Origin of the sequence: Nonomuraea endophytica (genome assembly GCF_014203235.1) — a bacterium.
GTDB lineage: Bacteria > Actinomycetota > Actinomycetes > Streptosporangiales > Streptosporangiaceae > Nonomuraea > Nonomuraea endophytica.
This window is the reverse complement of record NZ_JACHIN010000005.1, coordinates 613402-625432: the sequence shown is the minus strand read 5'-3', so window position 1 is coordinate 625432 and position 12031 is coordinate 613402. Positions and strand designations below refer to the sequence as shown.

General features: G+C 72.8%; 12 protein-coding genes. 4 read left to right on the top strand and 8 right to left on the bottom strand.

Annotation, left to right across the window (positions count from 1 at the left end; translation table 11 throughout):
- Positions 1-52 precede the first annotated feature (52 nt).
- Together HNR40_RS21615 and HNR40_RS21610 are read left to right on the top strand one after the other, a co-directional pair.
- Positions 53-1222 carry an ROK family transcriptional regulator gene (locus HNR40_RS21615; RefSeq protein WP_184963984.1) on the top strand — a complete coding sequence of 390 codons (1170 nt, stop codon included), beginning with the start codon at positions 53-55 and terminating at the stop codon, positions 1220-1222.
- 38 nt (positions 1223-1260) lie between these two features.
- On the top strand, positions 1261-2814 hold the full coding sequence (locus HNR40_RS21610; protein ID WP_184963982.1) for an OmpA family protein: 1554 nt from the start codon (positions 1261-1263) through the stop codon (positions 2812-2814).
- Positions 2815-2837: 23 nt separating this feature from the next.
- Here the strand turns inward: HNR40_RS21610 and HNR40_RS21605 are convergent, their stop codons facing one another.
- The 8 genes from HNR40_RS21605 to HNR40_RS21570 all read right to left on the bottom strand — a co-directional run bounded on the left by HNR40_RS21605 (position 2838) and on the right by HNR40_RS21570 (position 10111).
- Positions 2838-3191, bottom strand: coding sequence for an arsenate reductase family protein (locus tag HNR40_RS21605; RefSeq protein WP_184963980.1), 354 nt, complete (start codon positions 3189-3191; stop codon positions 2838-2840).
- A 131-nt stretch (positions 3192-3322) separates the two neighbouring features.
- Positions 3323-4615: a Dyp-type peroxidase gene (locus HNR40_RS21600; protein ID WP_184963978.1), complete on the bottom strand. Its 1293-nt coding sequence runs from the start codon at positions 4613-4615 to the stop codon at positions 3323-3325.
- Complete coding sequence (locus HNR40_RS21595) at positions 4608-5177, bottom strand: copper chaperone PCu(A)C (RefSeq protein WP_184963976.1); 570 nt, start codon at positions 5175-5177, stop codon at positions 4608-4610. Before HNR40_RS21595 ends, HNR40_RS21600 begins: the two co-directional genes overlap by 8 nt.
- Positions 5178-5384: 207 nt before the next feature.
- Complete coding sequence (locus HNR40_RS21590) at positions 5385-5930, bottom strand: MFS transporter (RefSeq protein ID WP_184963974.1); 546 nt, start codon at positions 5928-5930, stop codon at positions 5385-5387.
- A gap of 70 nt (positions 5931-6000) precedes the next feature.
- A complete protein-coding gene (locus HNR40_RS21585) occupies positions 6001-6561 on the bottom strand; it encodes a hypothetical protein (RefSeq protein ID WP_184963972.1) in 561 nt (186 codons plus the stop codon).
- 274 nt (positions 6562-6835) lie between these two features.
- Positions 6836-8221 carry a xylulokinase gene (xylB, locus tag HNR40_RS21580; RefSeq protein ID WP_184963970.1) on the bottom strand — a complete coding sequence of 462 codons (1386 nt, stop codon included), beginning with the start codon at positions 8219-8221 and terminating at the stop codon, positions 6836-6838.
- On the bottom strand, positions 8221-9369 hold the full coding sequence (gene xylA, locus HNR40_RS21575) for a xylose isomerase (RefSeq protein WP_184963968.1): 1149 nt from the start codon (positions 9367-9369) through the stop codon (positions 8221-8223). Before xylA ends, xylB begins: the two co-directional genes overlap by 1 nt.
- Positions 9370-9409: 40 nt before the next feature.
- Positions 9410-10111, bottom strand: a complete 702-nt coding sequence (locus tag HNR40_RS21570) for a DUF2470 domain-containing protein (RefSeq protein ID WP_184963966.1) — start codon at positions 10109-10111, stop codon at positions 9410-9412.
- Positions 10112-10189: 78 nt separating this feature from the next.
- Here HNR40_RS21570 and rpsD point away from each other — a divergent pair, with 78 nt between their 5' ends.
- Positions 10190-10804, top strand: a complete 615-nt coding sequence (rpsD, locus tag HNR40_RS21565; RefSeq protein WP_184964250.1) for a 30S ribosomal protein S4 — start codon at positions 10190-10192, stop codon at positions 10802-10804.
- Between the two features lie 2 nt (positions 10805-10806).
- On the top strand, positions 10807-12027 hold the full coding sequence (locus tag HNR40_RS21560; RefSeq protein WP_184963964.1) for a low temperature requirement protein A: 1221 nt from the start codon (positions 10807-10809) through the stop codon (positions 12025-12027).
- Positions 12028-12031 lie beyond the last annotated feature (4 nt).

The following is a 12031-nucleotide window of genomic DNA, read 5'->3' as shown; positions in this document are numbered from 1 at the left end:
ATAAGAAAGTCGGGACTGTTCATGACTTAAGCAGGTGTGGTTCACTAAGTCGATGCCTCGACGTACCGCCGCGCCCCTCGCCACCAGTGGCGAGTTCTTGCGGCTCATCCGCACCGGAGAGGCCGTGACGCGAGCGGACCTCGGCCGGGTCACGGGCCTGTCCCGGCCTGCCGTGCAACTGCGGGTGGGCGAGCTGATCGAGCGCGGCCTCGTGGTGGAGCGCACCGACGCCCCATCCACCGGCGGGCGGCCGCCGGTCAGGCTGGAGTTCAACGCCGGAGGCGGCGTGGTGCTGGTGGCCGCGCTCGGCGCCAGCCGTACCCGGGTGGCGGTGTGTGACCTGTCCGGCGCGGAACTGGCCGCGCGGCGCTTCCACATCGACGTCGAGCAGGGCCCCGACGTCGTGCTGCCGCTGCTCATGGACACCTGGGACGAACTACTCGGCGACACCCCGCGCTCACGGGTGCGCGGCGTGGGCATGGGCGTGCCGGCGACCGTCGAGTTCGCCCAGGGGCGCACCGAGAGCGCCCGGGTGATGGCCTCCTGGACGGGCGTGGTCATCCCGCCGCTGATCAGGGCCCGCTTCGACGTGCCCGTGCTGGTCGACAACGACGTGAACGTCCTGGCCATCGGCGAGCACCGCGGCGCCCACGCGAACGTCACCGACCTCATGTTCGTGAAGATCTCCACCCGGATCGGCGCCGGGATCATCTCCGGCGGCGAGATCCTGCGCGGCGCGCTCGGCGCGGCCGGGGAGATCGGCCACATCCCGGTACGCGACGGCGGCGGCGTGCTGTGCCGGTGCGGCAACATCGACTGCGTCGACTCGGTGGCCAGCGGCACCGCGCTGCTGCGCGACCTGCGCGCCGCGGGCAAGGACGTCAAGACCATCGAGGACGTCACCGCGCTCGTGCGGGCCGGCGACGCCCAGACGATGGCGACGGTACGCGAGGCGGGCCGGCGCATCGGCGAGGTGCTGGCCTCCGCGGTCAACATCCTCAATCCGTCGGTGGTCGTGCTCGGCGGCGACGTGGCCGAGACGTTCGGCCCGCTGGTGTCCAGCATCCGCGAGGTCGTCTACCGCCGCTCCACCGCCCTCGCCACCCGCACGCTGCGGATCGAGGCGAGCAGGATGGGCGCGGGGGCGGGCATCACCGGCTGCGCGGTGATGGTCCTGGACCACGTCCTGTCGCCGGACGCCGTGGACGACGCCCTGAGTTAAAAGTGGTCGGGCGTTTCGGTCATGGCACAATCTCCGCCATGTCTAACCGGATCCTGGCCCTGGCCGCCGTCATGACGCTGGCCGCCACCGGCTGCGGAATGCTGCCCCAGCAGCGGCAGGCCGCACCAGCCACGACGGCCCCCGCCGCCCCCACCACCCCGGCGGCGACGACGCCCGCGGCCACCCCCACCGCCACGCAGGACGACCGCCCAGCCCTGGCGGAGACCCGCAGCACCATGACCCCCGACCTCAAGCTCGAGGTCGTCGGCCTCAACCGGGTCAAGGGCAAGCACCTGGTGGTCCAGATCCGCCTCACCAACACCGGCGACGGCAAGGACCTGCCCTGGACCGGCCAGATGGGCGACCACACCCGCAAGCTCGGTGAGATCAAGTGGGCCTCCGGCATCGGCGTGCTCGACGAGCGCGCCCGCACCTGGATCCTGCCGTACAAGCCGGAGAGCAGCCCCTGCCTCTGCACCGACCAGAAGCGCGACGGCGTCGGCTACTTCATCGACCCGGGCGCCTCCATCACCGTCTACGCCGTCCTGCCCGCCCCCAGCGGCAACCCGGAGACCGCGACCGTCGTGACCCCGGTCGCCGCGCCCATGCTCAACGTCCCCATCAGCGACGAACCGCCGCAGGGCGACTTCCCCGACCCGGACGCCGAGCCCGTCACCCCGGTCACCCGCCGCATCGTGCTGCCGTCGGAGTCCGCCGACCGGACCGAGGAGACCTCCGACGACGGCAAGGACCTCCAGGTGAACCTGTCGGCCGACGTCCTGTTCGCCGTGGACAAGGCGGTGCTGACGCCGCGTGCCAAGGCCGTGCTGGCGCGTACCGCCAAGCTCATCGACGCCTCGCCCTCCACCCAGGTCAAGGTCGAGGGCCACGCCGACTCCTCCGGCACCGACGCCATCAACGACCCGCTGTCCGCGCGCCGCGCCCAGGCCGTGCGGGCCGCCATCGCGCCGCTGCTGTCGCGCGACGGCGTCGCCTTCCAGACCAAGGGGTACGGCTCCCGCCGCCCGCTCTACAGCAACGACACCGACGAGGGCAAACGCCGCAACCGGCGCGTCACGGTCACCTTCGCCAAGCCGGAACCCGCGTCGGCCCAGCCGTCACCCTCCGAGGACGTCGTCTCCACCGTGGGCCCCGACGCCGACCTGACGGGCAGCGCCAAGGCCGACGGCCAGCCCATCGCCATGGAGATCACCGGCCTGCGCCGGCTGCCGGGCGGGCTCGGCCTGCTCACCTACACCGTCGCCAACGAGGGCACGGCCGAGGCGTGGTTCAACGACCTGCACAACGGCCAGGACTGGCAGTCGTACAAGTACCAGGCCGCCAGCGCCGTCGTCCTGACCGACCAGGCGAACCGCCGCCGATACCTGCCCGGACGCCTCCAGGTGCCGACCGGGGACGAGGCCGGGTCGTACTGCGCCTGCACCGACGTCTCCGGGGTCCGGCTGAGCACCGAGAAGTTCGGGCCCGGGCAGAAGAGGGAGTTCTGGGGGCTGTTCGCGCTGCCGGACTCCGCCTCGGCGCTGAGCGTCAAGATCGCCGGGTTCCGTGAGCTGCAGGTGCCGATCCAGTAGCTTCGGCGGTACGGCGGTGATCGTCAGGACCTGAGCACGGAGCGGACCGCCTCCTCCGTGCGGCCGATCACCGCGTGGCCGTCGTCGGCGGTGATGATGGGGCGCTGGATGAGGATCGGGTGCTCGGCCAGCGCCCGGATCCACCGGTCGCGATTGGCCGGATCGCGGGGCCAGGAGGTCAGCTCCTTGGCGGCGTCCTCGCCGGTGCGGGTGATGTCCCAGGGCTCCAGGCCGAGACGGGCGAGCACCTCGCGGATCTCCGCCTCGGTGGGCGGGTCGTCCAGGTAGCGGCGGACGGTGTAATCGGCCTGCTCGGCGTCCAGCAGGGAGATCGCCGACCGGCACTTCGAGCAGGCGGGATTGATCCAGATCTCCATGCCGGAAGAATAGGGCTCCTCCCCGGTCCTCGCGGGGAGTCGCCCTATCCTCCGACCCTGCGCGCCGTTCCTGCGCGGCGGTCTTGCGCCTTTCCTGCGCGTCGGCCTTGTTCCCGTGCGTCAGGGCGGCGTCAGGTCAGCAGGCTCTGGCCCACCCAGCCGGACTCCTCGCAGCCCGGCGGGATGTAGAAGACCGCCGAGCCGATCGGCGTCGTCCACTCGTTGAGCAGATCCGCCTTGGCCAGGCGGCGCTGCACCGGGGTGAACTGCCGGGCCACGTCCGCCTGGTAGGAGGCGAAGAGCAGCCCGGTGTCCCCGTCGTCGTAGTTGTACACGCGGCGGAACATCCGCAGCCCGGGATCCTGGGTGTGGGCCCGCCGGATGTGCGCGTACTCCGAGATCACCGGGAAGCCGATCGCGTTGAGCTTGGCGAAGTCGGCCTCGTCGTGCTCGGCCCGGCCGCTCAGCGGGGCGCCGTTGTCCAGCCGCCGCCCCACCGTGAACTCCTTGGCCACCCGGTCGGCGGCGTCCCAGGAGTCCATGAGCATCCGGATCCGCCGCAGGACCAGCATGGTGCCACCGGCCAGCGGCCCGTCCGCGATCCACACGGCCCGCTCGAACTCCGGCGTCCCCGGCTTGGGGTTGACCGTGCCGTCGAGCTGCCCCATGAGGTTGCGCTGGGTCAGCCCCGGCCGCTGCACCGCCTGCCGGAACCCGCGCTGCACCCACCTGACCTTCGTGAACGACGCGGTGTCCTTCACGATCATGCGCAGCGCGTGGGCCAGCGTGACCGGGTCGTCGCAGCAGATCTGCAGCAGCAGATCGCCCCCCGACCACCGATCCTCCAGCCGGTCCACCGGGAACCTCGGCAACTGCTCAGGCCCGCCCTTGACCTTCGCCGCCCGGAACAGCCCCGGCCCGAACCCGAACGTCACCGTCAGCCGCGCGGGCAGCGCCGCCAGTTCGGGCTCGGTGTCGGCCAGCGCGCCGCGGCCCTGGGTGAGCCGCCGGGCGTCATCGGTGAGCAGCCGCATCAGCCTGCCGAGCGCCTCCCTGCCGACGTCCTCGCGCAGATCGAGCCCGACGAAGGCGGCGTGGGCCTGGGGCGCGGTGGCGACACCCGCCTGCCGTACCCCATGAAACGGCTCCACGGCCGCACCGTCGCCGTAGACGCACTGCCCGGGCGGGGCGGTGGCCGGCCCCGTAGCCGAGCTCGGCTCAGCGGCGGCCTGACCGGTAACGCCCTGCCCTGCTCCTGTTCGCTCAGCCACAGTCTGATCCGAGGGGCCTGAGCCGGCGGCTTGGGCGTCGGTGGGGAGACCGGCGGTGAGAGTACCGGTCGCGACCAGGCCGCCCGCCGCCGCGGCGCCACCGGCGAGCAGGCGGCGGCGGGAGATCCCGGACGGACGCTCGCCGTCACTCATGGCCGGGCTGGTACTTCTCGTTGGCGCCGGCGAAGTCCTTGCCCACGGCCTTGAACTCCATCGTGCCGCCGTCCTTGAACTTCAGCGTGAAACCCACCTCCGAGCCCGGCTTCACCGGGGTGGTGACGTCCATCAGCATGATGTGGTCACCGCCGGGCTTGAGCTCCAGCTTCCCGCCCGCCGGGATCGTGAAGCCGCCCTCCTTGGGCCGCATGGTCATCTGAGTGCCCTCGCCGACCGTCTCGTGAAGCTCCACCGTGGGCGCGCCGGTGGAGGTGGCGGAGACGATCGTGATCGGGGCGGCGGAGGGGTTGGCGATGGTGCCGAAGGCGGCGGTCATGCCGCTCTTCGTGGTCTTGATCCAGGGGTCGGCGATGGTCAGCGGGCCCGTGGTGCCGGGCGCGGCCTCCCCGGCGGGAGCGGTCGCCGCAGCCGTGGGCGCTCCGGAGGCGGTGCCGGTGGGCGCGTCGTTGGCGGGGGCGGCGGAGGTGCTCTGCTGTCCACCACAGGCGGCCAGCGCGGCGGTGGCCACGACAGCCAGGAGGGCATGACGAATACGCATGATGAGGTCTCTCTTCCAGAAGTCCAGAAATTTCGGCAATAAACACCCACGACAGGCGCGCCTGCGGCCTGCCTGTCTGCCGGGCAAGCCGGGCAGCCTGGTCACCGCTGTTGCCGGGTTTGGGCAACGTCAGCTGAGCCCCGGCAGCAGGATGCGTGCGGGGGAGGCGCCAGAGGGCGGGGGCTCCGGACCAGAGGTCCGGGAGGGTCAGGCGGGGAGGAAGAGAGGCGGGCCCCGGCCTGAGAGGGTGTGTTCGAGGAGGGCGGAGCGGGGAGTGGGTGGCTCCGCGTGCCGTACGGGAGGGGCGGGGTCTCGCGTCACGGGGACGGCGGGAAGCAGGCCGAGCCGGACCAGCACCCGGCGGAACAGGCCCCACAGCGCGGCCTCGCCCCGCGACAGCCACAGCGCCGTCAGCACGATCGCCCACCCGTGCATCACGAGCATGCCCAGCCCCGGCACCAGCCCGGAGTGCGCGTGCCCGCCCTGGACGGCCACCGGCGCCGCGCCGTGCAGCATCGAGAACATCACGTGCAGCACGGCCTGCAGCACGACCAGCAGCGCCAGGATCCCACCGGCCGAACGTTCCCGCCCGGTCAGCGGCAACGCCGCCAGCAGCGACAACGCGATGGCCGCCACCGCACCGGGCAGCGCCACGGTGGCGCCGGCCACGACGTGTGCGCCCATGCCCAGCCCCGCGCACACCGCGGCGAACGCCACGGCGCGCACCAGGCGGAACGGCAGGGAGGCAGGCATAGTGCCCGCCATCATCCCAGAGCCACCCCTCACCCGCGACCCCGCCCCGGACCCACGCCTGTTGGGGTGGCTAGCGGTTGTGGGGCTGGTTGCCGGGTTTCTTGCCCGGGGTGCGGGTCTTGGTGGGCTTGGGCTTGGTGGGTTTGGTCTTGCTGGGGGTTGGGGTGGCGGATGGGTGGTGGTCCGCGGGAGGGAGGGTGGCCGGGGGTGGGGCGGCGGTGGTCTGGGCGCTGGGGCCGATGGGGGTGACGTCGGCGGGGGAGTTCGCGCCGGTGTTGGCCGGGCTCGGGGCCACCAGCGTGGGGCGGCGGGATTCGCGGGCCGGCATGGGGGTGCGGGTCGGGGGATGGCCGGCTACCGGCGTCGCGTGCCGGGTGTGGGGCTGGGAGGTGGCCGGGGCGGGGTGTGTGCGGGAGGGGCGGGGCGTGGACGAGGGGGTGGCCTCCACGCGGGCGGTCTTCTGCCCGGGGTCGCCGGGATGGCCGGGGGAGCCCGGCCAGCCCACGGCGTTCAGTGAGGCTCCGCCGAGCGCGCCCCTGGAGAGGATGGCCGCCGTCGCCAGCAGGAGCACCCCTAGGAGTACTCCGGCGATCATCAGGGCCCGGCTCGCGCGAGGACGCGTCTCGTTCACAGCCGCCGATGGTAGTCACTCGCGGGGCGAATGCACACACAAGGCTCACAGCGGGCCGTGATCGAGGGCTGGCATTCTGATAGATCCGCGCGGGCCGGGCGTGGTGCGGACAGGTCCGGCCCGTGCGCCCACCAGCCCATACCGCTCCGTCACCTTCCCTGTCGCCGTGCGTGGACAGGGGGTGCGGCGGGCGGGTGGGGCGTGAGAAGCTCCACGAGGTACGGCAGGCGGTCAGCCGTGACGCCTGCCGTACCCCATGCCTCCCGAAGCCCGCCTAGAGGCCGAGGACCTGCCGGTAGCGGTCGCGGACCGCCGGTTCGGGGGCCGCCTCGTGCTCGGTGGTTCCCGGGGTGGGCCAGTCCGGTGGCTCGGAGGCTCCGGACAACGCCCAGGCGGCCTGGCGGGCGGCCCCCCGGGCCACGTACTCCTGCGGCGCCGGAACCGCCACCGGACGGCCGAACACCGCCGGAGCGATCTCCCGCACCGCACGGGAACCCGCCCCGCCGCCGATCAGCAGGACACGTTCGCCCTTGACCGGCAGCGCCTCCAGCGCGTCGGCCAGGTGGCAGAGCAGGCCCTCGACCGTCGCCCTGGCCAGGTGTCCGGGCGTGGCGGTGCGCAGGGTGAGTCCGTGCAGGGAGCCGGTGGCGTCGGGGAGATTCGGGGTGCGCTCACCCTCCAGGTACGGCACGAGCACCAGCCCATCAGCCCCACCCGGAGCGGACAGGGCCAGCGAGTCCAGGCGCGCGAGGTCGGTCCCGAGCATGGCGGCGGCGGCCTCCAGCACCCGGGCGGCGTTGAGCGTGCACACCAGCGGCAGGAAACGCCCCGTGGCGTCGGCGAACCCGGCCACCAACCCGCCCGGGTCCGCGCCGGGCCGGTCGGCGACGGCGAACGCGGTCCCCGAGGTGCCGATCGACACGACCACGTCACCGGGGCGCAGCCCGAGCCCGAGGGCCGCGGCCATGTTGTCACCGGTCCCCGCCGCGACCAGCAGCCCGCCCGCCTCCCCGGCCGCCTCGGCCGGTCCCAGCACCCGGGGCACCGCCGGGCGGCTCCCCATGGCCAGCTCCAGCAGGTCATACCGGTACGACTCGGTGAACGGCGACCAGTACCCGGTGCCGGACGCGTCCCCCCGATCGGTGGTGAGCCGCTCCAGCGGCAAACCGGCAGGGGACGACCGGCCCAGTAACCGCCAGGTCAGCCAGTCGTGCGGCAGGCACACCGCGGCCGTCCGCCGGGCGTGGTCCGGCTCGTGCTCGGCCAGCCACCGCACCTTGGAAACGGTGAACGAGGCCAGCGGCACGCTCCCCACCGCGGTCGCCCACGCCGCGCCCCCGCCCAGCTCGCCGACCAGATCGCGGGCGGCACCGGCCGAGCGGGTGTCGTTCCACAACAACGCGTCCCGCACGACATTTCCGGACTCGTCCAGGCAGACCATCCCATGCTGCTGCCCGGCCACCCCGATGGCGGCCACATCGTCAAGCCCGCCCGCCTCGTGGACGGCCCGGGTCAACGCCTCCCACCAGGCCGCCGGATCCACCGAGGTCCCCTCCGGATGAGCGGCCCGGCCCTGCCGTACCACCTGGCCGGAGGAGGCGTCGAGAACCACCACCTTGCAGCTTTGCGTGGAGGAGTCCACCCCCGCCACGAGCGGCATCAGCGCACCCCGAGCAGATGCTCCAGCGCGAGCTGGCCGAGGCGCGAGGCGTGCAGCCCGCGCGCCGCGGCGCCGTCGAGGTCGAAGCCGGGATCCTCCAGCGTGGCCAGCGTCTCGCCGGGCGCCAGCGTCGGCTCGGCGAGCTGCTCGACCCGGGCGTCGCGCAGCGCCTCCAGCACCTCGGGGTCGGCGCGGTAGCGGCGCGCCTTCTCGCGCAGGATCAGGTACGTGCGCATGTTGGCCGCGGCCGAGACCCAGACGTCCTCGGCGTCCTCGGTGCGCGCGGGCTTGTAGTCGAAGTGCCGGGGCCCGGTGTAGCCGCCGTGCTCCAGCAGGTCCACCAGGAAGAAGGCGTTCTTGACGTCGCCGTGGCCGAAGACCAGGTCCTGGTCGTAGCGGGGGCCGTGCTGGCCGTTGAGGTCGATGTGGAAGAGCTTGCCGTGCCAGAGGGCCTGCGCGATGCCGTGGGCGAAGTTGAGCCCGGCCATCTGCTCGTGGCCGACCTCGGGGTTGAGCCCGACCATCTCCGGGCGCTCCAGCTCGCCGATGAACGCCAGCGCGTGCCCGATCGTCGGCAGCAGGATGTCGCCACGCGGCTCGTTCGGCTTGGGCTCGATGGCGAAGCGCAGATCGTAGCCCTGCTCGACCACGTACGCGCAGAGCAGGTCGAGCGCCTCCTTGTAGCGTGCCAGCGCCGAGCGGACGTCCTTGGCCGCGTCGGACTCCGAGCCCTCGCGCCCGCCCCAGCAGACGTACACGCCGGCGCCGAGCGAGGCGGCCAGGTCGAGGTTGCGCCGGACCTTGCGCAGCGCGTAGCGGCGGATGTCGCGGTCGTTGCTGGTGAACGCGCCGTCCTTGAAGACCGGGTGGGTGAACAGGTTCGTCGTGGCCATGGGCACCTTGAGCCCGGTCTCGGCCAGCGCCTTGGTGAACGCGGCCACGGCCCGGTCGCGGTCCGGCTCGACGGCCAGCAGGTCGTCGTCGTGGAAGGTCACGCCGTAGGCGCCGAGCTCGGCCAGGCGGTGCAGGCTCTCCACCGGGTCGAGCGGCGCCCGTGTGGCGTCGCCGAACGGGTCGCGGGCCGGCCAGCCCACGGTCCACAGACCGAAGGTGAAGCGGTCGTCGGGGGTGGGGGTGTAGGCGTCCAAGGTGGCCTCCCGATCATGTGCGCTTCAGCACTTCATATCATCAGCAGGCGCAGATCAGCCCTCTCAGGGCGGTCTCCAGGCAGGTGCCGGTGCGGGCGGGCACGGGCCAGGGGAAGCGCACCAGCGTGTCGTCCACGCGCACGGTCGCGCCGTAGCGGTCCAGCTCCCACAACCACGCCTCGCCGACCGGGGTGCCCAGGTGCGCGGCCACGGCGCCCTGGAGCTGTGCGCGGTGCGACTCGTTCAGGTGGGCGAGCACCCGCTCGGCGGTCTCGGCCAGCGGGTCGGGCTCGGCATCCAGGTACTCGTCGGCGTCGAGCACGCCGGAGTCCTGGCCGGTCAGGTAGACGACCTGGGCGACGTCCATTCTCATGAGCTGGGGAGCGCCGGGCTCGCCGTACCGCTCGATCGCCTCGAACAGGTCCTCGTCGGCGCACGCCGCGGCGACCGCGACGGCGGCGGCGCGGGCGTCCTCCTCCGGTACGGCCAGCACCCACCCCTGAACCTCGACCAGACCCCGGGGATGCTCGACGGCGCCCAGCAGCCGGGTGGCGGTGAGGTTGACCGCGATGACCGCGTCGCCCTCCAGGCCGTGCAGGCGCTCGCCCGGCTTGACCAGCAGCACGGGACGGCCCCGTTCGTCCACGCCGCCGCGGGCGGGGAAGGGGACGCCGTCGAGGGTGAGCCTGGCGACGCCGGCTCCGGAGGCGAGGGTGCGGATGCGTTCCGCGATCGGCGGCATGCAGGTCTCCTTGAGTTCACACGCTGTAGTAGGTTAGCCTTGCCTAAGTAAGTATTACCTAACCACATTGAGGTGAACATGCGCTACACCGGGCCGAAGGTGCGGCTGTCCCGACGGGCAGGCGTCCCTCTGACCAGGAAAGCCGTGCGGTACTTCGAGGCGCGGCCGTACCCGCCCGGAGAGCACGGCAGGAAGACCAGCCGCCGCAACACCGGCGACTACGGCATGCGGCTCATGGAGAAGCAGAAGCTGCGCTGGTACTACGACGTCTCCGAGCGCCAGCTGCGCCGCTACTGGGACCTCGCGGTACGCAAGGAAGGCGCTTCGGGCGCCGAGCTGGTGACCCTGCTGGAGACCCGCCTGGCCTCCCTCGTGCTGCGAGCCGGGCTCGCTCCGTCGATCTACGCCGCCCGCCAGTACGTCAACCACGGCCACATCACCGTGGACGGCCGCAAGGTCGACATCCCGAGCTACCTCGTCAAGCCCGGCCAGGTCATCGCCGTGCGCCAGAAGTCGCGCACGATGCAGCCGTTCGTGGCCGCGGCCGAGGGCGTCTACGCCGACGACCGCCCCGCCGGATACCTCTCCGTCGAGCTGTCCGACCTGCGCTTCACGCTGGTGAGCAAGCCGCAGCGCGAGCAGATCGCCATCCCCGTCGAGGAGCAGCTCGTGGTGGAGTTCTATTCTCGGTAGGCGTGACTGACGTAGGCGCGACTGAAACGGCGGACCGCCACGCGAGCTGGCTCGAGCTCTTCTTCGACCTGGTCGTCGTCGTGGCGGTGGCCCAGCTGGCCCACCGCCTGCTCCATCCGACCTGGGCGGACGTCGCGCTGTTCGTGATGCTCTACTACGCGATCTGGAGCATCTGGACCTCCTTCACGATCTACGCCAACGTCCGCGCGGACAAGACCCGCACCCGCGCGATGCTGATCGGCATGTTCGGCATCGCGGTGATGGCCGCCGCCGCGCCCGACGTGGCGCACGCCGTGCCCGGCGGCGGCAACCACGACAACTGGTTCGCCGCCGCCTACGTCGTCTGCCGGCTCAGCGGCTCCCGCTCGATCCAGAGCTCGGGCGCGGTCCTGACCTCGTGGCCCGCCGCCCAGTTCGGCGCCGGGCTGGCCCCCTGGATCATGTCCTTCTGGGCCGTCGCCCCCGTCACGTACTGGCTGTGGGCGCTCGGCATCCTGCTCGACCTGATCTTCACCCTCCAGCACGCCCGCCACCCCGAACAGCTCGTGCAGGCGCTGAAGGCGCAGGCCGGCCGGCTCAAGGAACGCGCCCTGCGGCGCGGCGTCGCCGGACGCCGCCCTTCGCGCGAGATACCGGCGCCCTACGAAGCCGTCCTGCACTCCGCGCACCTCGGCGAGCGGCTCGGCCTGTTCGTGATCATCGTGCTCGGTGAGGCGGTCATGCAGATCGTCGTGGACGCGAGCGGCCAGAACTGGGGCGCCCCGCTGAAGCTCGCCGCCGCGGGCGCGTTCGCGCTGGTCGTGTGCCTGTGGTGGGTGACGCTGCAGTACGGCGTGACCGCCGTGCCCGAGGCGAGCGAGAGGGGACTGCCGGCGTTCGTCGCGCTGCCCGCCCACTTCGTCATGACCGCCGGGCTCGTCGCGGCCGCGGCCGGGCTCGGCGCCGCCGTGGCCCACCCCGCCGCGCACCTGCACCCCGGGATCCGGTGGGTGCTGTGCGCCGGCCTCGCCGTGTACTTCGCCGCCTCCGCCGTGATCGGCGTCGCCACCGGGGCGCGGCGGCTGTGGCTCTGGGCGTGGGCGCTGCCGGCCACCGCGGTCCCCGTGCTGCTGGGGCTGCTGGGCGGACCGCTGCCCGCCTGGGCGGTCGTCGCGGTCCTGCTCGTGGCCGCGCTGTGGCGGGTCGCCTACCGACCGCCCGCCACAGCCCCGTCCCCGGCCTGAGCCC

Coding starts and splice junctions, on each gene's coding strand:
- HNR40_RS21590 (WP_184963974.1), bottom strand. CDS start 5,930: ATGCCTGCCTCCCTGCCGTTCCGCCTGGTGCGCGCCGTGGCGTTCGCC.
- HNR40_RS21570 (WP_184963966.1), bottom strand. CDS start 10,111: ATGCCGCCGATCGCGGAACGCATCCGCACCCTCGCCTCCGGAGCCGGC.
- HNR40_RS21595 (WP_184963976.1), bottom strand. CDS start 5,177: ATGCGTATTCGTCATGCCCTCCTGGCTGTCGTGGCCACCGCCGCGCTG.
- HNR40_RS21600 (WP_184963978.1), bottom strand. CDS start 4,615: ATGAGTGACGGCGAGCGTCCGTCCGGGATCTCCCGCCGCCGCCTGCTC.
- HNR40_RS21615 (WP_184963984.1), top strand. CDS start 53: ATGCCTCGACGTACCGCCGCGCCCCTCGCCACCAGTGGCGAGTTCTTG.
- xylB (WP_184963970.1), bottom strand. CDS start 8,221: ATGCCGCTCGTGGCGGGGGTGGACTCCTCCACGCAAAGCTGCAAGGTG.
- rpsD (WP_184964250.1), top strand. CDS start 10,190: ATGCGCTACACCGGGCCGAAGGTGCGGCTGTCCCGACGGGCAGGCGTC.
- HNR40_RS21610 (WP_184963982.1), top strand. CDS start 1,261: ATGTCTAACCGGATCCTGGCCCTGGCCGCCGTCATGACGCTGGCCGCC.
- HNR40_RS21605 (WP_184963980.1), bottom strand. CDS start 3,191: ATGGAGATCTGGATCAATCCCGCCTGCTCGAAGTGCCGGTCGGCGATC.